Source organism: Bacillus cereus group sp. BceL291 (assembly GCF_051776705.1).
GTDB lineage: Bacteria > Bacillota > Bacilli > Bacillales > Bacillaceae_G > Bacillus_A > Bacillus_A cereus.
Genome location: NZ_JBPWAP010000071.1, coordinates 1 through 21,350 on the forward strand (window position 1 = coordinate 1; position 21,350 = coordinate 21,350).

Below are 21,350 nucleotides of genomic sequence, written 5' to 3' on the forward strand. Positions count from 1 at the left end.
TATGTCAGAAGCAGAGGTAGTATATACCAGCAGTGAAGTATATACTCGTTTAGGGGTAAGTGGTAGCACACTTAGAAAGTATTCGGATGTCCTTGAACGTGAAGGGTATGATGTAAGAAAAAATAATCGAGGGAGAAGGGAATATTCAGAGTTTGATGTTGTACTTATTGAACAGTTAGTAGAGTTGAGTAAGCAAGATGGTCTGACTTTAGAAAAAGCTGCAAAAAGGATTGCGAAGCAGTTTGGAATCCATAATATGAAAGAGGAGTCCCAGGGATTAGATTCAGTTCCTTATCAAATACAATATCAATTCCAACAACAATATAGCGCTATGATAGAAGAAATTAATAAGGTGCAGCAAGCAAAAATTTTAGAAATGGAAAAGAGACTAGGTGATCGTATGGATCAAAGAAATAAATTAATAGAAGAAGACATTAAAGAAAGAAATAAATTAATAAGAGAAGATATGGAAGATCGGATGGAACGAGAAGAAAGGATAGAAAAGAGGTTAGAACTAAGGGACGATAATCTTATGAAGATGGTCAGGGAGATTCAAGATGCAAAACGTACTATTATATTAGCCCAGGAAGAAATAGCAGCAGCGAAAAAGAAATCTTGGTGGAAGTTTTGGAAGTAAGTACATTCATTAGTGGGTGTACTTATTTTTGTGAAATTAACATGAAATTAAATAATAATGGAAGATTATCAGTTAAAAGTTCAATACAACATACTATATAACTGCAAATGAAACTTATGTATAAGTGCAATAGTAAAAAGGGCTGATATGAATATCAAACCCTTTGGACTATGTGTAATTATTTCACTGCCTCTTTTAATTCTTTTCCTGCTTTAAAAGCAGGTGCCTTTGAAGCTGCAATTTGCATTTCTTCACCTGTTTGTGGGTTACGCCCTGTACGTGCAGATCTTTCACGTACTTCGAATGTACCAAATCCAAGAATTTGTACTTTCTCTTCGTTGGCTAGAGCACTTGTTATCGTATCTAATACAGCTTGTGTTGCTGCAGCTGCATCTTTTTGTGTAAGTACTGCTTTTTCTCCTACTGTTTTTATTAATTCTGTCTTATTCATTTTTTGCACCTCGTTATGTGTAATTTGGTGACTATTATAACGTGTGTGTACACAAGATGCAATTAATACTGTGCATAGAAAAAGCCCTAGCAAGAGCTAGGGGACAACTTTTGTATGGTAGTAAGAAAGAAAATCATGTTCATCGTACAAACTATATTGTACATCTTAATTAAATGATGAAAGATACCTTTTCTAGGCGTTCTGCTTGTTTCCACATATTTTTAAATGAAAAATATCCCTCTTATTCATTTCATCTTAGAAGGATATTTCCAATCTTTTTCTTTTCGAGTATTTAAATTGTGTTTAGATGCATTTGTTGGAAGTGTTTGCTTTTCTATTTTAGCTATTCTCTCATCCAGCTTTTCAATAGCTTCTTTTGTTTCTTTCAGTTCTAATTTGATTTCTGTCAGTAAGCGAAGTATTGCATCTCCTTTTGTCATTTTCAACAGTAATCGCTCCTTTATTTGATAAAACGGAAATAACTTATTCATAGATATATAATAGCATTTCTATAGAATCTCTAACAATTTAATTACAAAAAGGAATATATATACAGGAAGAAAAAATGTTATACCACAGATTATAACGCATACAAAGTGAGCTAGAAAAAATAATGACTTACGCTAGATTATAAAGAAAGAAAAAACAAGATAAAAGACGAAAAAGGAATTTAGAGATATAATTAAACTATTACATGCAGAGGATGCTAGAAAAAACATTAAATTCGCTTGTTCATATATGATTATTAGATAAAAAAATATAAGGTGGTATAAACATGAAATCAACTGGTGTTACACGAAAAATAGATGAATTAGGGCGAATTGTTCTTCCGAAAGAGTTAAGAAGAACGTTAGGAATTGCAGAAAAAGATCCTATAGAAATATTTGTAGAAGAAGAAAAGATCATTTTACAGAAATACAAAACTTATGATGCTTGTGCAATAACTGGTGATATTTCAGAAAAAAATATATCATTGGCAAATGGTCAAATCGTTTTAAGTCCTGAAGGGGCGGAACTTTTAATTACACAACTCCAGCAACAATTAGTTAAGTAAGTTCATTCTTCTTATTGCATGTAATTAAGAACAGACATCTAGACGTACCCCCAACAAAGCGCAAATTTTGTACGCTAAGCAAAAAAATAATAAGCTGTCCACTTGGACAGCTTATTTACATAATTATCGTTAGCGGAAGTAATATATTGATAGGTGCAACAACAATTACAAATCTTTTATATGTTTTCTAATATCTGCGGCTATTTTGGTAGGGTCATTAATCTCAAAAAAGACATATTTATATTTTTCATGACATTCTAATTCAATCATTACGAGAGGGACTCTATTTTCATAAGAGAGAAAGTACCATTCGTCAGCATATTTAAAACTTCCTTCAATAATATTGAGAGAGGAAATTGATGTTCCAGGCATACGAAGCATCCATTGTGGAGCATCAAAATAGTCAACATACACATTCTTAATCGTGTTATAAGGCATTTTTAATTTTAGTTTTAATGCAAGTAATCCTGTTATCCCATTTAGTTTTAGAATCACACCTTCATTATCAAACAGTATTTCTTTCCCCATAATTTTCCCACTTTCTCTCATGAAATAAAACGCCATAGCAAAACACTTCTGTTTGGAGGTAAGGTCAATCTTTGTTTTGTTTTTCTAACAGTTGAATAACTTTATCTAACTTTTGCTCAATTGGATCTTGTTTTTTGTGATTATTGTTACGCTGAATTATACGTATAATTCCTCCAAATAGCGCACCAATGATTATTGCAATAATGATGCAAGAAATAGTGGTTTCTAAAGGCATTATTTAGCCCCCTTTTTTCCTTATTGTACCATTTAGAAGGACTAATATGTGTTGTGATTTGATTTGTATATTGTATACAAGTTAAGTTAACATAACGTCCTATTATCGGTAGAGAGGGAAAATAAGAAACCTAATTTCACAAGGAAGTCTTCTTTTTCTGTTCTATGGAGCTATGCTTTTTTTACATTCCTATCCTAGTGCGGTTTTAGGGATATTATTCGTTACTGGATTAGCACAAAAACTGTATAAAATCTTGCACGCTCTTAGCGTGGGAGACCAAAAATTCTGGTGGTACCTGTTAGCGTATGAAATTCATGTTTTGTTAACAAGATTCCTATATATAAATGTCTTTTCTTTGTGACATTGAATAGTACATTTTACAAACAAACTTTATTACATATTAAAAAGAGAGCACCTATGCTAATAGATGCTCTTAATCTGTTAAGGAGTTAATCATGAGTGAATATGAAACAACGGAGGGTTGTCCCATACTTTACTATATGCTTGTTCCTACTAGAATGTTACACAGTAAAAGCACCTGTTTCCGCAGGTGCTTTTACGACGGAGACTATACTGTTTTATAGTATGTGAGCATAAATAAAAAGTTACACAAAAGTATAATATGCACTATTTTTCTCTCGCATATTTTTTTGAAAAGAATAATACCAAATATAAAATAAATTTAGTGATTGACACAATAATCTCTAGAATGCTACGGTTTTAATGGTAAAGTGATAAGAGGTTTAATGTTTAGGTATTACGTATATGATGTTAAAAGGCAACAGAATACTTTTAGAGAAAGAAAGTAAGATGTCAAAAAGAGTTAGATCAGTTGTAGCTGCTATTATAGGAAAGAGTCTGCTACTAACAGCTTGTAGTAGTGAAGAAAAAGAGACAAAAAATAATGCAAAAGCAACTAACAAGAATGAAACAAAACAGTCCATTCATTTACCGTATATAGCGGAGACCCAACAATGAATGTAATGTGGAATGTGTTTGAAGGTCTGTACATACTAGGGGAAGATATCAAAGTAATTTCTGGTGTGGCAAAATCGTATGAAGTAAGTGAAGAAAAAAACATACACATTCCATCTAAGAGATTCCAAATGGTCAAATGGAACACCTGTAACAGCTGCAGACTTTGTATTCTCCTGGAAACACTTATCTTTTATCTTGTATTTTGAACTACAACATATATGGATAGAAATATAGTAATAACTATGTATTTCTTATGTAAAGGTGTTATTCCAAAAGACAAGATATTTATTTTGATATATCCAATTAAATACAGAATATTCCTGGTTTAAAATAGAAATTACGAAGACAATATCCTATAATGATACTATAAGATACAAAGGAAAACTTACTAAAAATAACTACATTGAGGTCGATAAAATGCCATTTAAGTTATGGATTAGTCGAGAAGAAGAAGTAGAAATTCCTGGTTTTACGAGCCGTGAAGAAGCAAGAAAATACTTTAAAGAGAAGTACGAAGAGGCCTTCCAGCTTTCTGAATCTTTCAAGATGGATGGTGAACAAGTATATTCCTATATGTATATTGTAGATAGGGAGAAATTTAATGAAATACAAGAGTATATGGAAACGCATAATACTTGTTTTATTAATTCTGAAGACCCTAAAATTAAAGGATTCATGGAATCATACCAATCAATTCTGATTTTCGAAGACAGGAGATTAAGTATTACCCATTAAAAATAAATCTTCGAGGTGAGCGTAAAAAGGAAATATAAAAAAATAATTAATTGTAAAACTTGAAGAGCTTTCTCTCAAATTTATTATATAAAGAAAGTAAAAGAGCCACAATCCCTAATGGCTGAGATTAGGGCTCTTTTAAGATGCAAGAAGAAGACACAAGAGAAAATTACAGTGACAAGGTATTTATACCTAGAAGAGACTTGACACTGTTACGTTCTTTTTAAAAGTATAACATAAATGAATTTTAATGAGAAATAGCAAAAAACAAACTAGTTGCGAGATTTATAGTGAATAAATTACAAAAAAACAATTCTACCATACAAGAATTGGTTTTTTGTAATAACATAGCCTAAAGGAGATTCGACTCTTTTTCTTAGTATAACCCAAAATAAAATTCAAAATAATTAAATTGCAAGAAGTGATTTATTATTAGATATTTATGAGATATCAATAATATAGAAGTAAAATATATGAAAATAGATAAGAATTCTCTCGACTACGCAAAAAATATTACTAGCGACGATGGGACTTTGAAAATGTGGAAAGGTCATAAACTTAATATTGTTCTATTACCTAAAAAAACAAAAATTCGGGTTAGAAGCTGCAGTCATTTAGGGAAAACAGAACTTGTTTTAATAGATTTATCTATCTCATTAAACATGAAGGACAAATAAAGTAGTTGAGATATAGCAGTCAAAGTTTCAATTGTTATTGTTTGGTACGGATGAGTGTTGAATTAGTGTTAGAACGAATTGGATTTTGGAAAACAAGCAACACAGGCTGTGCACTACCTGAATGGTTGAAAGAATTTTATCTAATAGAGGATCAATTAGGAGGTATGTATCCACTTTCATTATGGGATAGATTCATTTTACATATAAAAAATTTCAAAATATTGATTGCAAGAAAATAGTATTTATATGTTAATCAAAAATTAATAATGCACTATTATTAAATTCAAAAAGCCCTGACTAGGGGAGCAGGACCTTCTGAAAGGGAATGTTATATAGTTGACCAACAATGTTAGTCACAGGGTTACCTGCAGATTCCCATAATTGGAATTTAAATTCCATCGATAAAGGTTGATAAATAAAATAACTCATCTTTCATTTTTTTATTTACATATTTATCAATATTCTATAATGTGTATTTAAAATCTATTTGTTCTAACGAAACAACCATGTTTTATGAAAATTTATTAGATGTAGAATAACATTTGAATAGAGATACGTATAGTAAATGTACTCTTTTCATAATAGGCGATGGAGTTCGCCATAACCGCTATATATAGCTAATGACTCCTACTGATAAACGAGGCTTTTTCATGTTTATCAGTAGGAGTCATTTTTTTGTATATCACACATAAGTAAATGAATAAGGAGTGAATATTTTAATGGAATTTAAAAAGAAAAAAACAACGTTCGGTAGGTTTTTATATAAACACGAGATAGAGGAAGAATGGCTTATGAAAAAAACAGGAATCGGAAAAAAGATAATTGATGATTTAATAAGTAACCCGAACAAATTTCCCTCAAGAAATAATAAACGGAAGATCATAAAAGTGTTACATAAATTCAATCCTCTAATTAAATCTAACGATTTTTGGAATTGATAAAAAGGGAAACTATATTGGAATGTACTTTACTCGCTCTAAATATAGTTACTAAGGCTTATTGCTGCTCTTTGTTAGTCAATCGTTTATAAGTTTTATATGCCGCTCCTGCAGCTATGAAAAAACCAATCACAAAAAATGTTGAACCTCCTAGTGTAAACAAATTACCTATATAATTTTCGTGAGCTTCTTTTACTTTAGGATTCATCAAAAATCTACTCCTTTCTCCAATTTTTTGACAAAAAAACAGACTCCTACCAGTAAATTTCTACTGGTAGGAGTCATTAGCTAAGTAGCGGTTATGGCGAACTCCATCGCCTATTCAATTCATGTAATTGAAAATAAGAGATTTTTCATACATATGGCGAACTTTCTAAACATTGATTAGTACCATTTAATATATTTAAAAACCTTAAAGCAACATTCTCCCCTGATATATACCTATTCCGAATGTAAGTCCAATGTGCCCATTTTGTTTTCCTACAGTCTTTTATTAAAACGCGGAACGGTGATGGTGCCAATTAGTGTATAGATATAAGATAACAGGCTTATAGCAAAAAGCAGCACTGAAATTACTGAAAATTACTCTGTACACAGGTGAAAATCTTATGTTAGCAAAGTTTAGTAATTAATCATGGGTGTATACATTAATTTTTAAAGAGATGAAAAAAAATAATTCTTTAGTTTACTTATTTGCTAATGTTTCAATGAAAGTATTTCAAAAAGTTGAATAAATATATTGTGAAAGGTACGCTACCATTCTAAATGGAAATAATATCAAACTTCGATAAAAGAGGGATATGTATCATGAGGTTTCTTGAAATTATACAGCAGAGTTTTAATTCTTCACAAATATATAATCAACAGGAGCTTATACAGGCTGTCCAAACTTAGCTTATCACCAAGCGGTTGCTCAATTATTAATAAAATTAACAATCGTTACCGCAATTGCTTGTGAAATGGCGGTAACGATTGGCGCTGACTCTTATCTATATGTTCAAGAAAAGCTTGCAGAGCTTATTATGCAAATCGGAACGATCAGGGCTCTTGTACTCTCTTTAGAAAGAGCAGGGAAGTTAGATGAACATAAAACATATTTACCTAATTTTAAATACATTGAAACAGCAAGAAATTTTACAACTTATTGGAGCTGGAGGCTTCATACAATTACCTTCTAGTGTGGAGGATTTTCAAAGTCCGCTATCACACCTATTAGAGAGATATTTTAAAGGAGCTAATATTTCCGCAGAATATAAAACAAAGCTTTTTAAACTGGCATGGGATATAATAGGAAGTCCTTTGGGATCTAAACATGAATTATATGAACGTTTTTGTGCAGGTGATCCTATACGTAACATAGCAAAGCAGTATATAAACTATGATAAAAGTACATTAAAAAATAGATTAAATAAATTTCTAAATACCTAGGGTTTTTAGAATGAAGGTTAAAAAATGGAGAAAAAGGGGGATTTATAATGAATGAAAAAGTAAAAAGAATTATTGAATTTGGAGCACGCGCTCCTCATTTTCATCCTAATTTCCCATTAATTTTATTTTGGAGTCAAAAGAGTGGGTGTACCTCATTTGCAAATTGGTTCTTTTCCCAGATAGGATTATATGAAGTTGCAATGCAGTATAATCCGTTCATTCATAATTATGAATATGATGTATATAAAAGCAAAGCAGGTTATACAACGAAATTGTCAAGAGAACTTCTAAAAGGAGAAAAAGATACGCTAAAATTAGTACGGAATCCTTACCAAAGAGCAGTAAGCTCTTTTGTTTCGCTTATTGCTCCACCGGGTATAGAAAATCCAGAATGGGCACCCATTAAAAATTTTATTTATAACGATAGTACATGCAAAAAGAAAATATCATTTAAACATTTTTTACATTATCTTCACGCAAACGGAGCAGATGCTGACTATCTTAATCCACACTATTCCCAACAATATATTCAAGAAGAAGAAGAGTTTGTGACCAACTATATATATTTAGAAGATTTCTCTAATGAAATTTCAAAAATAGAAACAAAATATAACTTACAGTCTATTTCACTAGACCCATTAACGAAATCATTGCATCATCAGGCGCCTAAGATGATTCATAAGGGAAACTATGCTGAAGCTGACATTACTGATCCATTATTTCCTCGGCTACCTACATATCAGAGTTTTTATGATACTGAGGCGATACAACTAGTTACAGATATATTTAATGAAGATTTTGAATCGTATCATTATCTTAAAATGGATATTTCTACAATATGAATGAATTTTAAAGTACTTGAATGAATCTAATATATAATCCTTTACTTTTAAATTGTAAAAAGTAAAGGATTACATGCAGTAATAAACCGAGGAGAATTACATTTCTCTCCGGTTTATTACTGTTTTAGTGATGGCGAAATTATCGGTAGATACACGTAAAAAGTTGTTCCTTCTCCAAACCTACTTTTTACAGATACTGTTCCTCCATGTGCTTGCGTAATAGTCTGAGTAATTGCAAGCCCTAGACCAGATCCACCATGCTGTCTTGTTCTGGAATCATCAATTCTATAAAAACGATCGAATACATAAGGAAGGTTTTCTAATTTTATGCCTGATCCATTGTCCTTTAAGGATATTTCTACTTGATTTTCTAAGACCATTAAAGAAATTGTTATTTTGCCTGTAGTCGAATCAGTATGTTGGACGGCATTATGGAATAGGTTTAAAATAATTTGTTTGATTTTATTAGCATCATAAGTGCCTTTTACTCCTTCTGTTAGATCATATGATATCTGTCGATTTCCACCTAAAACGCTTAACTGTGGTTTCATCTGCCAGATAAGTTTGGTAAGATTGGTTTCCGATAAATGGAGTCCAGGCTCACGATCCATTTTTGCAAGAAACAATAAATCTTCTACTAACTTTATAATGCGTTTTGATTCGCCGTGCATACTGTTTAAGGCATTATAAAGCTGTTCAGGGCGATTAGCTGCGCCTCGTAATAATACTTCTAAGAAACCATGAATAGATGTAAGTGGTGTTCTTAGTTCATGAGAAGCGTCGGCAATGAAACGTTTCATTTTCTCTTTTGTTTCTCTTTCATATTGAAAGGATGCCTCTAATCGCTTCAACATGTCATTATATGCTAGAGCTAATTGGTCAACTTCTTCTTGCCCTTGGTGTGTAGGTAGTCGTTCAGCCAAATTCCCCACATTCGTATTTTTCACTGCATTTACAATGTTAGAAAGAGGAATCAATGTATTTTTTAGAACGGGTAAATATAGCGCTAAACCGATAAGTAAAGCTAGTACAGATAGAACAATGAATGTTAGTAATTGCTGAAATAGAACATCGCGTAAAGGAGCAATATCTGTTCCGATTTGAAGAATTTGATTAGGAACTTGATTAAAATCTCCATCAGAACCGTTTGGAAGACTCCGAATAGGCTTGAAAACAATTAATTGCTCAATCCCCTCTTTATTACGTACTACTTTATAGGTTACTTGTTTACGATTCGAGAACTGTTCTAATATTTTTTCATATTCTTTACTAGATAACTTTAGCGAGGACATGCCCGTACTCTCTGCGAAATCTTTATAATCACCAGCTTTTCCGATAGTTGCAAGTGAAATATCTTGTGAAAACAGAAATCTTGGTCGATTAGGATCAGGATGTTTTTTTTCATTATTTTCTGAGTTAAAAGGAAGTAAATCTAATTCTGGTGGTAAAGACATCATCTTCGCTCGTAATGTCTCGGCTTCATTTTTATACAAGAAGTCTTTCATTACCCAAAATTGTAAAAGGCCAATACTTAAAAGAATAAGAGATAAAATAAATAATGTTCGAGTTAAAAGTTGCTTTCGTAAGGAACGAGACATTAGTTTTTTGTTTTTCAAGAACTGGATTATTTTCATCATGATAGATCCACACGATACCCCGATCCCCTAATTGTGCGAATAAGTCGGTGTTCTTTATCTTTCAGTTTTTCCCTGAGTGAACGAATATACACTTCCACAATATTTTCATCTCCTTGAAAATCATACCCCCATACTTTATCAAGTATCACACCCTTACTTAGTACAATCCCATGGTTAATCACAATATATTTAAGTAGTTCATATTCAGTAGGAGAAAGTTCCAAAATTTCATCTTTAAATCGTATTTCTTTTCTACGATCATCCACTTTAAAAGGACCATAAATAATTTCGCTGAATAAATTAGGAAACTGATTACGAAGACGTGCGTGTATACGGGCAAGTAATTCATCAAAACTGAAAGGCTTAATCACATAATCGTCTGCACCTAATGTTAATCCTTTCACTCGATCATCTACTTCGTCTTTTGCAGTAAGCATAATCACGGAAGTAAGAGCGCCACTTTTTTTTATCATTCGGCATACTTCAAACCCATCTGTACCAGGCATCATTACATCTAAGATGGCCACATGTGGCTCAAATTCTTGTACTAAGTTCATGGCACTTATTCCATCTGCCGCTTTTTTTACTACATATCCTTCGTTCATTAACCCGATCTCTAAAAACTGTAAAATATGTGGTTCATCATCTACTATTAATATTTTAACCCCTTTAAGAGAGTTCATGTTCTATGCCTCCTTTTTCTTCCTTATTGTTAGTATCTACGATTATGCTTAAAATTTGCTGAAAGTCATTCAAATACCTAGTAGTTTTTTGTTTTTTTGTCATTTTCTCTTTTCATACGAAAGATATTTCATGTATTCAGGAAACTTTCAGCTTACTTTCAAGTCCACTTCAGATAGAAGAAAGATAATACATTCAGGGCCTAGTTAACTTTATAAAATGATTAAGGAGTTGTAATTCTATGTTTTTACAATTGAAAAAACGATTGGATGTTCCTCTAATATTCATAGTCTTGTTAGCACTTTTTCTAAATAGCTATAATATTTGGACGGATCATTATGTGAATACTTATTATACGACTGCAGTGGCAAGTATGCTGCAAAACTTTCATAATTTCTTTTTTGGTTCCCTCGATTCAGCTGGGTCTGTAACAGTAGATAAACCACCTGTTGCATTTTGGATTCAAACAATTAGTGCCTATATTTTTGGGCTGCACGGCTGGAGTGTAATTCTACCTCAAGCATTGGCAGGGATAGGATCTGTATTGTTAATTTATTTTTTAGTTAAACCTTCTTTTGGTGTAGTTGCTGCACGTCTTAGTGCCTTAGCCTTTGCATGCACACCAATTGCAGCTGCAGTGAGTCGAACAAATAACATTGATAGCATGCTTGTATTTACTCTTTTGTTAGCTACTTGGCTCTTGTTTAAAAGTGTGAAGCGTGAAAGTGTTTGGAGTCTTTTAGGATCTTTCGCGGTAATTGGGATAGCTTTTAATATGAAGATGCTACAAGCATATATGATACTGCCTGCTTTTTATCTCTTTTATCTTTTAGCTGCGAAAGTAAACTGGAAAAAAAAGATTGGTTTCCTTACTGATGCAACAGCTATCATGCTCGTTATTTCTCTTTCTTGGGCGGTAATTGTAGACAGTATTCCTGAAAACAAACGTCCGTATATCGGAAGCAGTGAAACAAATTCAGTTTTAGAATTAGCATTTGGTTACAATGGCATATCACGTCTTACTGGGGATCAGGGAGTACCTGGTGCGAAGGAACATCAACAATTGCCTCAAAATAATATGTGGGGAATGCCAAATGATGGTGCTGAGAATGGTAAACAGGAAGTTCCAGCAGATGAAGGAATGCCTAATGCAAATGATCAATCTCAAACACCTGAAAGTAACAATGAAGTAGTGCAGAAAGATAATCATCAAAATGGAGCTAATTTACCACAAGGAAATGGTGATAATCAAGGATTCCAAATAAACAAAGGGGATGGTCCACCGACAGGTAAAAATGGTGGTCCAGGTGGCATGGCAGGCGGTATGTTTGGAACTGGAGAAAAAGGGCCGTTCCGTCTATTCCAGTCTGAATTATCTGGTCAAGCTAGTTGGCTGTTACCGTTTATTGTTATTGCTAGTATTAGTTTATTGGCTAGTGTAAGAAGAAATAATATAACCTTAAAACATAAAGAAGCTGTCTTTTGGCTCGCATGGTTAATTCCAGTTATGGCATTTTTCAGTATTGCTGGATTTTTCCATCACTATTATTTAATAATGCTTGCGGCTCCTATTGCAACTCTATTTGGAGCTGGTTCGGCACAGCTTTTTGAGGATTATAAAAATAATACTGGTTGGAAGTCTTGGCTATTGCCAATTGCAGTTGTAGGAACAGCAGGTTTCCAATGGTATATCATGCATCCTTACAGTGATGTCATTGGAGCTGAGTGGCCACTTTGTATAGCAGTAGCCGGAATTATCATGACTTTTGTACTTGTTTTGTTCAAGTATAAGAAGATTGTATTACCTTTTACGCTGCATATTGCAGGATTACTTATATTATTCATCGGACCATTGTATTGGGCTGCTACGCCGATTACATATGGTGGAAATAGTATGCTCCCACAAGCAGGCCCAAGTTCAGCTGATGGTAAAGGAGCTTTTCCAGGAGCAATGCCTGGATTTTCTGGACAAGGAGGACCCGGTGGTAACGGACTTCCAACTGAACGGGAATATATTGAAAAAGATTCTGCTTCACCAGAAGATCATATGCAAATTCCAAACCCTAGTAGAAAATCTTCAGGGTTACCAGGAAGTAAGCCAGGAGGTATGGATAACGAGAGTTTAGATGATAAAACTTTTTCATATTTAAAGAAAAATAATACCAGTGAACAATACTTATTTGCTACAACAAGTTATCAAACCGCAGCTCCTTACATTATAGATAAGGGGGAATCAGTAATAACGATGGGTGGTTTTTCTGGTTCAGATCCAGTGTATTCTGTTGAGGAATTAAAAGAGTTAGTTGTAAGTGGGAAAATAAAGTACTTCCTTATTTCAAATGAAGGAATGAGAGGGGGAAGTTCTGAAGTAACAAAATGGATTCAAGAAAATGGTGAGAAAATACCTTCTGATGAGTGGCATACAAAACAAAATGGCGGAAAAGAAGGTATGAGTATGGGTGGTCCTGGGCGCTCAAATACTTTATATAAAGTAACTTTGTAAAGGAGTGGTTAGAGTGGGAAACAATATATGTTATTCAATAATCATCCCCATGTATAACGAAGAAGCTGTTATTGAAGAAACGTATCGAAGACTGAAAAGGGTCATGAAAGATGCAAATGGTACGTATGAATTACTATTCATTAACGATGGAAGCCAAGACAAATGTGCGGATATTATAAAGCAATATATGATAGGTGATAAGACAGTAAAACTTATAGATTTTTCACGGAATTTTGGTCACCAAATTGCAATTACAGCTGGTATGGATTATGCAAATGGGGATGCAGTTATCATTATTGATGCTGATTTGCAAGACCCACCAGAGCTAATTCTGCAAATGATTGAAAAATGGAAAGAGGGGTATGAAGTAGTCTACGCAAAGCGAATGAAGCGTAAGGGTGAAACGTGGTTTAAAAAATGGTCGGCAAGCACGTTTTATCGCGTGCTTCGCGCCTCCACAGATATTGATATACCAGTAGATACGGGAGATTTTCGCCTTATGGATCAAAAGGTATGTAAAGAAATGAGAAAGATAAACGAAAATAATAGATTTGTTAGAGGATTAGTTAGTTGGATCGGCTTTCGTCAAATAGCGATTGAGTATGTTCGAGATGAAAGAGTAGCAGGTGAAACCAAGTATCCCCTTAAACGAATGGTAAAGCTATGCTTAGATGGAATTCTGTCTTTCTCTTATAAACCTTTGAAGTTAGCAATTTATTCGGGTTTACTTCTTTCTAGCTCAGGCCTTCTATACTTTATATATGTGCTATACCTTACTTTATTTACTGAAGCAACCATGAAAGGGTGGCCTTCTATCATTAGTATTATGCTAATTTTTAATGGCTTTATGCTATTTATGCTAGGCGTTATTGGTGAATATATTGGGCGAATTTATGATGAAACAAAAGGGAGACCTCTATATATTGTTCGAGAGTTTTATGGGGAACAGGAAAATGAAAAATTAGCCATCAAACATGAGCCAGCGTATGAATAAAGATTTAATACGAATTTTTAAGTTTTTAATAGTAGGTATACTGAATACGGGCATAGATATAGTAATCTTTTCATTACTTGTCATGGGAGACGTGTCCATTTTACTGGCCCAATCAATCTCCTATTGTTGTGGTGTAGCTAACAGTTACTTACTAAATAGGGTTTGGACATTTAAACAAGAGAGAAGTCGAGTTGTAGTAGAAGCATCTAAATTCATTTGTGTTAATCTTTTAAGTCTTATTATAGTATCTCTAATACTAAGAAGTATGTATGATACCTTGGGGCAGTCTTTAATTGTCTCTAAAGTGACTGCAACTTTAATTGGTAGCTTAATAAACTATGTAGGATCGAGGTATTGGGTGTTTCATACTTCTCACACTAAAGAAGTGAATTAAAATACGATGTAATGAAATGAATGGTTTGATATTTTTATAGAGGTATAAAATATAAGGTTAGAAATAACCTCCTCTAATTTATTGAGGAAGTTATTTCTTGTCTAAGCTGTATAATTTTTTGTGGTTACAAAAAGGAACTTTCGTAAGGGAACGTATAAGTAAGGTTGAATTTTTAAGAAAAAGTTAAGGAACGAAAGTCACAATAGGTTTACCAAAAACATATACGAGGTGGAATAAAAAATGGAACTAACGAAACAAAAGTTAATACAAATTTTACTCATAGTAAATTTAGGGATTAGTACGTGTGCAGCTATCGGAGTAGGCTATGTAGTTTACAAACAAAGTAAAAGTCCGAATTTTTCAGAGATGGGCTCAAGAGGGCGCGATAAGATATTCCCGGATAATGGTAATGGTCAATTCCAGCCGGGGCAAGAACAATCGGGGCAAACTCAACAATGGGAAGGAGAATAGAATTTTGAAAAAGTGGATTATCATTTCAACCATTATTGTTGTAATAGGAGGAGCGAGCGCTTGGTTCTTTCTCCATAAAACAGATAAAACACAAGGTGTTGTGGCAGCTTCTCAAACAACGACAGTACAACAAGGAAAACTGGAGGTAGCAGTTAGTGGTTCGGGTTCAGTTACAGCAAATACAGATCAAGATGTAACAGCGAAAGATACAATTCTTATTGTTGATACTATAAGTGTAGCGGCTGGAGATACAGTGAAAAAAGGTGACACGCTTGTAACCTTTAAAAATGGTGCTGTCGTTACGGCTCCATATGACGGGGAAATTCAATCAGTTAGTGTGAAAAAAGGCGGCAAAGCGTCACAAGGAACAATTCTTCTTCGTATGAAGGATGCAGATGGATATACATCACCTGTAACGAGAGGGAACAATAGTACAAATTCAGATAAAGCAAGTGGCGGAAATGGTTTGACAGCCGATAGTGTCAGTGTAAAAGAAGGTGATGTTGTAGAGGCAGGTGCAACACTTGTAACCTTTACAGATGGAAGTATTTTGCAAGCCCCAGTAACGGGGACAATTACAAGCCTTTCTGTTGCAAGCGGTGATTCTGTACAGGCTGCGGATCCAATTGCACACATAACAAACTACAATGCTTTGCAAACAACGATTAGTGTTGATGAATTAGATGTACCGAAAGTAAAAGAAGGTCAAGCGGTAAAAATAACAGCGAGTGCATTCGGAGATGAAACATTCAGCGGAAAGGTAATAAGTGTAGCAACAAAAGGAACAGCGGACAAAGGCATTTCTACATTTGACGTAACTGTACAAATTGAAGATCCGAAAAATATGAAGATTGGTATGTCAACTGAAGCAAGTATCTCAATAGAAAGTAAAGAAGGCGCATTATACGTCCCAGTAGAAGCGGTGCATACAAACGGAAATGAAAAATATGTACTAGTTCCTACATCTTCAGACGATGTAGCGCAGTCAACAAAAAAAGTGACAGTAGAAACTGGTATTTCAAATGATACGCATGTAGAAATTACAAAAGGGTTAGCAAAAGGAGATACGGTGCAAATACCGAGAGTTCAATCTAAAGGGAATTCTTCTCAAGGACCTATGATGATGCCTGGCGGAAACTCTCAAGGAGGATTTGGTGGCGGCAATTTCCAAGGAAGACCTGGTGGTGAGTTTGGAGGAAGATCTAACGGCGGAGCTCCAGCTGGCGGCGGACAAGGAGGGCGTTAATGTTATGGTAGAGCCAATTATTCAAATAAAGAACATGAAGAAAGTCTACGAACTTGGCGGCGAAACTGTAATGGCTCTAAAAAGTGTTTCTCTCGATATTCAAAAGGGCGATTTTATCTCTATCATAGGACCATCAGGCTCTGGGAAATCAACATTTATGAACATGATCGGATGCTTAGATCGACCGGATTCAGGTGAATACTTGCTAGATAATGAAGAGATAGGGAAAATGAAAAGCTCTGAGCTTGCGACGATTCGAAATGAAAAGATAGGTTTTATATTTCAAAATTTCAATCTGATAGCGAAACTTACAGCAGTTGAGAATGTCGAGCTTCCACTCATTTACCGGGGCATGAAAGCAGGAGAAAGAAGAGAAACGGCATTAGAAGCATTACGAAAAGTAGGGTTGGCAGATAGAGGAAACCATTTGCCTTCTCAATTGTCTGGTGGGCAACAGCAACGTGTCGCAATAGCACGTGCGTTGGCTGGACATCCTCCTATTCTACTAGCAGATGAGCCGACTGGAGCACTTGATAGTAAAACGAGTAAAGAAATATTAGGAATTATGAATGCATTAAATGAGCAAGGGCATACCATTATTCTTATTACACATGATTTAGATGTTGCAAAGAAAGCAAGCCGTGTCGTTCGGATTCACGATGGACAACTCTATGAGAATGGAGGTGAATGGTTTGCAAACATTCAAAATGGCGCTGAAAAGCATAAGAGCGAATAAAATTAGAGCATTCTTAACAATGCTGGGGATTATTATCGGCGTATCTTCTGTTATAGTCATGGTTGCGATAGGACAGGGATCGACCAAAGAGGTACAAGATCAAATTGGTAACCTAGGTACAAATGTATTAACGGTATCGATTACGGATTCAGATGCTACATTTAAAGAAACGGACGCAAAACAAATTCAGGATATTGATGGTATTAAAGATATTGCACCAACAGTGTCAGGAAGAGTAACAGTGAAACATGAAAAAACGAATACACAAGTGTCAATGATTGGAACAACTTCTTCTTACTTAGATGTCCGTGATTTAAAACTGCAATCAGGACGCTTCATTGCAGACTTGGATCAGGGAAATCATTCGAAAATTGCAGTACTTGGTGCAAGCACAGCACAAACATTATTCGGTTTAGGAGACCCGGTTGGTAAATCAGTAAAGGTAAACGGAACATCGTATAAAATTGTTGGGGTTCTTGAATCAGTAGGGAGTTCATTAGGAACAAGCGGAGATAGTACGATTATTGTCCCCCTTAGCACCGGACAGCGTTTAGCTGCCACTACGAATGTTGGGACAACATATGTAAAGGTAGAAAATGAAGATATGATTAATTTCATATCGACCCGAATTGAAAGAACGATGAATTCAATCATAGGTGATACAGATAGTTATAGCGTATCAAGTCCAAAAGATTTAATGGAAACTGCATCATCTGTCAATGATACGATGACATTAATGCTAGGCGGAAGTGCAGCAATCTCTCTTATCGTAGGCGGGATTGGTATCATGAACATTATGCTTGTATCAGTTTCAGAACGTACGAAAGAAATAGGCATTAGAAAAGCAATTGGAGCAAAGCGTAAAAACATACTGCTTCAATTCCTGATCGAAGCAGTTGTATTAAGTTCATTCGGTGGGATAATTGGAATAGGGATTGGGGTAATTAGTGCTCAAATATTTACGCTAGCTACAGGTACAACAATAGCGTATTCCATACCCGTTATGCTGTTATCATTTGTTTTCTCTTTATTAGTTGGAGTTGTATTCGGTGTATTTCCGGCGAATAAAGCATCTAAACTTGACCCAATTCAAGCACTACGATATGAATAAAAAAACAAAGTAATCGTGTCCAGCGATTGCTTTGTTTTTTATTATGTAAGTAATCATATAAAAAGATGCTGATTCATAAAAGAGGAGTAATAAATACATCGAAATTGCTGTTATCTTATTTAAAGTAGATAAAAATATATAATAGAATTCAATATTTTAGGGTTGTTTACAGGTTGTTTTTTGCTAGGGAAATTATTTGATTATCATTACTATTTCGTAAGCTATAAGGTACGTTTTACAACTTACAGGTAAAAAATACTCTTTTATAGATGGAGGTACTTTTTATGTCAGGTATTGTAATTGATAAAAAATATGAAGTATAACATTCCAAAAGAAAAGATTTTTACTTAGTCCGGGAATATAGAGTTTTGATAATTATTTAGTAAATAACTTTTTAATTAGGTACAATTATATGGAAAAAATTTGTATAAGCCTTTATCTTTTGTTATACTCTATCCATGTAAGACAATCCATATTTTTATAACAGGCGATGGAGTTCGCCATAATCGCTATTATATAGCTAATGACTCCTACCGATAGACAGGAATATTTCTGTCTATCGGTAGGAGTCATTTTTTTGTATATAAAAACGTATACAAAATTGGACTTCACTTTATATGTAGGAGGAATTTCAATGAAACCAACGATTGAAACATTTATAGCTCGTGAAATATTTGATTCCAGAGGAAACCCCACTTTAGAAGTCGATTGTATCTTATCGAACGGAGTAATTGGCAGGGCAACTGTACCTTCAGGAACTTCTACTGGAGAAAAAGAAGCAGCAGTTGAACTAAGAGATCGAGATCCAAAACGGCTAAATGGAAATGGGGTGTTAAATGCGTTAAAAAATGTTCAACATGTCATAGCCCCTAAACTCCGTGGAATGACTCCTACTCGTCAAAGAGAAATTGACGAATTGATGATTGAATTAGATGGTACAATAAATAAAAGTAAGTTAGGTGCTAATACGATGTTAGGAGTTTCTATGGCAGTTTCTCGTGCCGCTGCTGCTTCTGAACAAGATTCACTATACCGTTATATTGGAGGGATGGATATTGGTTTACCATTACCATTCTTTAATGTGATTAATGGCGGAAGGCATGCGGATTCTGGTATTGATATTCAGGAATTTATGATTACGCCCATAGGAGGGCCGACATTTAGATTAGGAATGGAATCTATTGTAAACATTTATCATAAACTAAAAAATCTTTTATCTAAGGAGGGCTATGTAACATCTGTAGGAGACGAAGGTGGATTTGCTCCAAGGCTATCTTCTAGTGAAGAAGCAATTGAATTTTTAATAAGGGCTATGAACGATGCGGGGTATCAATCTGGAAAAGATATTGCAATTGCTTTAGATCCGCCGCTAGTAAATTTTATAGAGAAGGGAAATATCACTTTGAGGGTAAGACTTTATCTAGTGTTGAGATGGTTTCTTATTATGAACAGCTCGTACAAAAATATCCTATCATTTCAATTGAAGATGGCCTGTCAGAAAACGATTGGGACTCCTGGAATGAACTCACAACAAAATTAGGAGATGCAATTCAAATCGTGGGGGACGATATTTTTGTAACAAATTCATCAATATTCAAACAAGGAATTGAAAAGAATATTGGTAATGCTATTCTCATTAAATTGAATCAAATTGGTACTGTTACGGAAACGATACAAACCATTCAAATGGCGAGAAAAGCTGGGTATCAAACTATGATTTCACATCGATCAGGCGAAACAGAAGATACATTTATTTCAGATTTTGCAGTGGGGATGATGGCAGGTCAAATTAAAACAGGAGCTGTTGCACGTACAGAACGTGTTTCTAAATATAATCAATTTTTACGTATTGAGGAAGAATTGGGGTTAAACCATTTTCAACACCCTTTTCAAAATAAATAAAGAGAAATTTCTTTCAATGAAAGCCATGTACTTTGATTGAAGGAGAAGATGAAGCATGATAAAAAAACAAGTGTGTATTTTCGCTCTGACGATATTGAGTATCTTTATAGCATGCACAGTAAGTATTGCAAAGAGTTCCTATGATTGGCATACAGGTGTAGACATTCCGTTTACATACATTCCTAATATTTCAGTAGAAAATCAAGGAATTGGTATCAAAGGTTCTCAATCGCTTTATTCTGAAAAACATACAATTAAGTATGAACTAGTAAAAAAGAAGTTTTTATCCGATGAAGTATTTGATTCAGTTGAAGTAAAGGGAAGCCATAACCCGAATGAGAGCTTTTTTATAAAGTTACGAGCACCTAAAGGAGAGGGATATCACATACGAATATCAGGTTCTGGACATGGAAATATTGGTATCATACCGTATGAAGTCAAAAATTGAATTATAAATAAAACCAGCTGATAAAATCAGCTGGTTTTATTTATAGGTTTATAATTTCCCTACATACATTCCTACAAAAGCAAAAAATAGACCTATAGTATAAGTGGCTCCCAAATAGAGAACGAAATGAAACCATTTTTTATTTGTACCAAGCCGAATAGCTTCCAGCTTGAATGTAGAAAAAGTTGTATAGGCCCCCATAAATCCTGTCCCCACCAATAGTTGCCAACTCTTATCCAATCCTGTTCCTACTATATATCCTAATAAAAAAGCCCCTGTTATATTAATGATAAATGTAGCCATTGGAAAGGAGGTTTTATTTCTTTTCTTAAACCAATTGCTGATACCAAAACGAGTAATTGCTCCACAAAACCCACCAACGGCAACCAATAAAGCATGATACTCTGTCATGACTCTGTTCCTCCTTTGGATTGTAAAACGTTTTGTTTCATCTCATACCTCATAAATTGAATTTCTCCTAGTTTATAGCCCATTCCAGACATAATTAAACCACCTAACATACTAATGCATACATATAGCAGCGCGAGCATCCACTCCGAATGATTGACTAATTTTATCGTTTCTACGCTAAATGTAGAAAAAGTTGTGAATGCCCCATGCCTATCCACTTAAGAATGGAAACACAATGAACTTTCGTTCATATAACCAAAAAACTCTCGAAATATTTGGTATCTTTAAAAATGGGCATACCAAATAAACCTAG

General features: G+C 34.2%; 20 protein-coding genes, 4 pseudogenes and 3 riboswitches. Of the genes and pseudogenes, 15 read left to right on the forward strand and 9 right to left on the reverse strand.

Annotation, left to right across the window (positions count from 1 at the left end; translation table 11 throughout):
- Window position 1 precedes the first annotated feature (1 nt).
- Window positions 2-637 (forward strand): DUF3967 domain-containing protein, encoded by a 636-nt coding sequence (locus tag ACS2CR_RS27950; protein WP_309567805.1) that lies wholly within the window; start codon window positions 2-4, stop codon window positions 635-637.
- Between the two features lie 178 nt (window positions 638-815).
- Here ACS2CR_RS27950 and ACS2CR_RS27955 read toward each other — a convergent pair whose 3' ends face one another.
- Together ACS2CR_RS27955 and ACS2CR_RS27960 are read right to left on the reverse strand one after the other, a co-directional pair.
- Window positions 816-1,088 (reverse strand): HU family DNA-binding protein, encoded by a 273-nt coding sequence (locus ACS2CR_RS27955; protein ID WP_153602818.1) that lies wholly within the window; start codon window positions 1,086-1,088, stop codon window positions 816-818.
- 245 nt (window positions 1,089-1,333) lie between these two features.
- Window positions 1,334-1,528 carry a hypothetical protein gene (locus ACS2CR_RS27960; protein ID WP_153602828.1) on the reverse strand — a complete coding sequence of 65 codons (195 nt, stop codon included), beginning with the start codon at window positions 1,526-1,528 and terminating at the stop codon, window positions 1,334-1,336.
- A gap of 335 nt (window positions 1,529-1,863) precedes the next feature.
- Here ACS2CR_RS27960 and ACS2CR_RS27965 point away from each other — a divergent pair, with 335 nt between their 5' ends.
- On the forward strand, window positions 1,864-2,142 hold the full coding sequence (locus ACS2CR_RS27965) for an AbrB/MazE/SpoVT family DNA-binding domain-containing protein (RefSeq protein ID WP_144489432.1): 279 nt from the start codon (window positions 1,864-1,866) through the stop codon (window positions 2,140-2,142).
- A gap of 165 nt (window positions 2,143-2,307) precedes the next feature.
- Here the strand turns inward: ACS2CR_RS27965 and ACS2CR_RS27970 are convergent, their stop codons facing one another.
- Both ACS2CR_RS27970 and ACS2CR_RS27975 read right to left on the reverse strand, forming a co-directional pair.
- The gene (locus ACS2CR_RS27970) at window positions 2,308-2,670 is read right to left on the reverse strand and encodes a hypothetical protein (protein ID WP_153602819.1); all 363 of its coding nucleotides are present in this window, start codon (window positions 2,668-2,670) and stop codon (window positions 2,308-2,310) included.
- A gap of 64 nt (window positions 2,671-2,734) precedes the next feature.
- A complete protein-coding gene (locus ACS2CR_RS27975; RefSeq protein WP_144489434.1) occupies window positions 2,735-2,905 on the reverse strand; it encodes a DUF4083 family protein in 171 nt (56 codons plus the stop codon).
- Between the two features lie 810 nt (window positions 2,906-3,715).
- Between ACS2CR_RS27975 and ACS2CR_RS27980 the strand changes: the two are divergent.
- Both ACS2CR_RS27980 and ACS2CR_RS27985 read left to right on the forward strand, forming a co-directional pair.
- Window positions 3,716-4,063, forward strand: a pseudogene (locus tag ACS2CR_RS27980) (ABC transporter substrate-binding protein); the annotation flags it as partial.
- 237 nt (window positions 4,064-4,300) lie between these two features.
- Window positions 4,301-4,618: a hypothetical protein gene (locus ACS2CR_RS27985; RefSeq protein ID WP_153602820.1), complete on the forward strand. Its 318-nt coding sequence runs from the start codon at window positions 4,301-4,303 to the stop codon at window positions 4,616-4,618.
- A gap of 1,252 nt (window positions 4,619-5,870) precedes the next feature.
- Window positions 5,871-5,932, forward strand: a riboswitch (Fluoride riboswitch).
- Window positions 5,933-6,291: 359 nt separating this feature from the next.
- Here ACS2CR_RS27985 and ACS2CR_RS27990 read toward each other — a convergent pair.
- Window positions 6,292-6,441, reverse strand: a complete 150-nt coding sequence (locus ACS2CR_RS27990) for a hypothetical protein (RefSeq protein WP_186314999.1) — start codon at window positions 6,439-6,441, stop codon at window positions 6,292-6,294.
- Between the two features lie 60 nt (window positions 6,442-6,501).
- Window positions 6,502-6,561: riboswitch (Fluoride riboswitch) on the reverse strand.
- Window positions 6,562-7,120: 559 nt separating this feature from the next.
- Here ACS2CR_RS27990 and ACS2CR_RS27995 point away from each other — a divergent pair.
- Together ACS2CR_RS27995 and ACS2CR_RS28000 are read left to right on the forward strand one after the other, a co-directional pair.
- A pseudogene (locus ACS2CR_RS27995) lies at window positions 7,121-7,661 on the forward strand (4-hydroxyphenylacetate 3-hydroxylase C-terminal domain-containing protein); the annotation flags it as partial.
- Window positions 7,662-7,708: 47 nt separating this feature from the next.
- A complete protein-coding gene (locus tag ACS2CR_RS28000) occupies window positions 7,709-8,503 on the forward strand; it encodes a sulfotransferase family 2 domain-containing protein (RefSeq protein WP_153602821.1) in 795 nt (264 codons plus the stop codon).
- Window positions 8,504-8,619: 116 nt separating this feature from the next.
- On the opposite strand, the gene ACS2CR_RS28005 is transcribed toward ACS2CR_RS28000, so the two are convergent.
- Window positions 8,620-10,140 carry a sensor histidine kinase gene (locus tag ACS2CR_RS28005; RefSeq protein ID WP_309567854.1) on the reverse strand — a complete coding sequence of 507 codons (1,521 nt, stop codon included), beginning with the start codon at window positions 10,138-10,140 and terminating at the stop codon, window positions 8,620-8,622.
- Window positions 10,137-10,823 (reverse strand): response regulator transcription factor, encoded by a 687-nt coding sequence (locus ACS2CR_RS28010; RefSeq protein ID WP_153602822.1) that lies wholly within the window; start codon window positions 10,821-10,823, stop codon window positions 10,137-10,139. Before ACS2CR_RS28010 ends, ACS2CR_RS28005 begins: the two co-directional genes overlap by 4 nt.
- Window positions 10,824-11,062: 239 nt before the next feature.
- Here ACS2CR_RS28010 and ACS2CR_RS28015 point away from each other — a divergent pair, with 239 nt between their 5' ends.
- The 9 genes and pseudogenes from ACS2CR_RS28015 (at window position 11,063) to ACS2CR_RS28055 (ending at window position 20,626) form a co-directional block, all read left to right on the forward strand.
- Entirely contained in the window at window positions 11,063-13,324 is a 2,262-nt protein-coding gene (locus ACS2CR_RS28015; RefSeq protein ID WP_153602823.1) for a glycosyltransferase family 39 protein, read from the forward strand.
- Between the two features lie 13 nt (window positions 13,325-13,337).
- Complete coding sequence (locus tag ACS2CR_RS28020) at window positions 13,338-14,318, forward strand: glycosyltransferase family 2 protein (protein WP_309567855.1); 981 nt, start codon at window positions 13,338-13,340, stop codon at window positions 14,316-14,318.
- Window positions 14,311-14,712 carry a GtrA family protein gene (locus tag ACS2CR_RS28025; RefSeq protein WP_153602824.1) on the forward strand — a complete coding sequence of 134 codons (402 nt, stop codon included), beginning with the start codon at window positions 14,311-14,313 and terminating at the stop codon, window positions 14,710-14,712. The genes ACS2CR_RS28020 and ACS2CR_RS28025 overlap by 8 nt, the downstream gene beginning before the upstream one ends.
- A gap of 240 nt (window positions 14,713-14,952) precedes the next feature.
- Window positions 14,953-15,183 (forward strand): hypothetical protein, encoded by a 231-nt coding sequence (locus tag ACS2CR_RS28030; protein ID WP_153602825.1) that lies wholly within the window; start codon window positions 14,953-14,955, stop codon window positions 15,181-15,183.
- A gap of 4 nt (window positions 15,184-15,187) precedes the next feature.
- Window positions 15,188-16,429, forward strand: a complete 1,242-nt coding sequence (locus ACS2CR_RS28035; protein WP_153602826.1) for an efflux RND transporter periplasmic adaptor subunit — start codon at window positions 15,188-15,190, stop codon at window positions 16,427-16,429.
- Between the two features lie 4 nt (window positions 16,430-16,433).
- Window positions 16,434-17,165, forward strand: coding sequence for an ABC transporter ATP-binding protein (locus ACS2CR_RS28040; protein WP_153602827.1), 732 nt, complete (start codon window positions 16,434-16,436; stop codon window positions 17,163-17,165).
- Entirely contained in the window at window positions 17,122-18,276 is a 1,155-nt protein-coding gene (locus ACS2CR_RS28045) for an ABC transporter permease (RefSeq protein ID WP_374050082.1), read from the forward strand. The genes ACS2CR_RS28040 and ACS2CR_RS28045 overlap by 44 nt, the downstream gene beginning before the upstream one ends.
- Window positions 18,277-18,753: 477 nt before the next feature.
- Window positions 18,754-18,816: riboswitch (Fluoride riboswitch) on the forward strand.
- Window positions 18,817-18,910: 94 nt separating this feature from the next.
- Window positions 18,911-20,178: pseudogene (gene eno, locus ACS2CR_RS28050) on the forward strand (phosphopyruvate hydratase).
- A 55-nt stretch (window positions 20,179-20,233) separates the two neighbouring features.
- A complete protein-coding gene (locus ACS2CR_RS28055) occupies window positions 20,234-20,626 on the forward strand; it encodes a hypothetical protein (RefSeq protein ID WP_144489442.1) in 393 nt (130 codons plus the stop codon).
- A gap of 48 nt (window positions 20,627-20,674) precedes the next feature.
- Here ACS2CR_RS28055 and crcB read toward each other — a convergent pair whose 3' ends face one another.
- Window positions 20,675-21,037, reverse strand: coding sequence for a fluoride efflux transporter CrcB (crcB, locus tag ACS2CR_RS28060; protein WP_144489443.1), 363 nt, complete (start codon window positions 21,035-21,037; stop codon window positions 20,675-20,677).
- Window positions 21,034-21,243: pseudogene (locus tag ACS2CR_RS28065) on the reverse strand (CrcB family protein); the annotation flags it as partial. The pseudogene ACS2CR_RS28065 and the gene crcB, both read right to left, overlap by 4 nt.
- Window positions 21,244-21,350: the final 107 nt, after the last annotated feature.

Excerpts from the sequence above, each read along its gene's own strand:
- crcB (WP_144489443.1), bottom strand. The coding sequence starts at position 21,037 with ATGACAGAGTATCATGCTTTATTGGTTGCCGTTGGTGGGTTTTGTGGA.
- ACS2CR_RS28055 (WP_144489442.1), top strand. The coding sequence starts at position 20,234 with ATGATAAAAAAACAAGTGTGTATTTTCGCTCTGACGATATTGAGTATC.
- ACS2CR_RS27975 (WP_144489434.1), bottom strand. The coding sequence starts at position 2,905 with ATGCCTTTAGAAACCACTATTTCTTGCATCATTATTGCAATAATCATT.
- ACS2CR_RS27960 (WP_153602828.1), bottom strand. The coding sequence starts at position 1,528 with ATGACAAAAGGAGATGCAATACTTCGCTTACTGACAGAAATCAAATTA.
- ACS2CR_RS28015 (WP_153602823.1), top strand. The coding sequence starts at position 11,063 with ATGTTTTTACAATTGAAAAAACGATTGGATGTTCCTCTAATATTCATA.
- ACS2CR_RS27955 (WP_153602818.1), bottom strand. The coding sequence starts at position 1,088 with ATGAATAAGACAGAATTAATAAAAACAGTAGGAGAAAAAGCAGTACTT.
- ACS2CR_RS27970 (WP_153602819.1), bottom strand. The coding sequence starts at position 2,670 with ATGGGGAAAGAAATACTGTTTGATAATGAAGGTGTGATTCTAAAACTA.
- ACS2CR_RS27965 (WP_144489432.1), top strand. The coding sequence starts at position 1,864 with ATGAAATCAACTGGTGTTACACGAAAAATAGATGAATTAGGGCGAATT.
- ACS2CR_RS28000 (WP_153602821.1), top strand. The coding sequence starts at position 7,709 with ATGAATGAAAAAGTAAAAAGAATTATTGAATTTGGAGCACGCGCTCCT.
- ACS2CR_RS27985 (WP_153602820.1), top strand. The coding sequence starts at position 4,301 with ATGCCATTTAAGTTATGGATTAGTCGAGAAGAAGAAGTAGAAATTCCT.
- ACS2CR_RS28040 (WP_153602827.1), top strand. The coding sequence starts at position 16,434 with ATGGTAGAGCCAATTATTCAAATAAAGAACATGAAGAAAGTCTACGAA.
- ACS2CR_RS28030 (WP_153602825.1), top strand. The coding sequence starts at position 14,953 with ATGGAACTAACGAAACAAAAGTTAATACAAATTTTACTCATAGTAAAT.
- ACS2CR_RS28025 (WP_153602824.1), top strand. The coding sequence starts at position 14,311 with ATGAATAAAGATTTAATACGAATTTTTAAGTTTTTAATAGTAGGTATA.
- ACS2CR_RS27950 (WP_309567805.1), top strand. The coding sequence starts at position 2 with ATGTCAGAAGCAGAGGTAGTATATACCAGCAGTGAAGTATATACTCGT.
- ACS2CR_RS28005 (WP_309567854.1), bottom strand. The coding sequence starts at position 10,140 with ATGATGAAAATAATCCAGTTCTTGAAAAACAAAAAACTAATGTCTCGT.
- ACS2CR_RS28010 (WP_153602822.1), bottom strand. The coding sequence starts at position 10,823 with ATGAACTCTCTTAAAGGGGTTAAAATATTAATAGTAGATGATGAACCA.
- ACS2CR_RS27990 (WP_186314999.1), bottom strand. The coding sequence starts at position 6,441 with ATGAATCCTAAAGTAAAAGAAGCTCACGAAAATTATATAGGTAATTTG.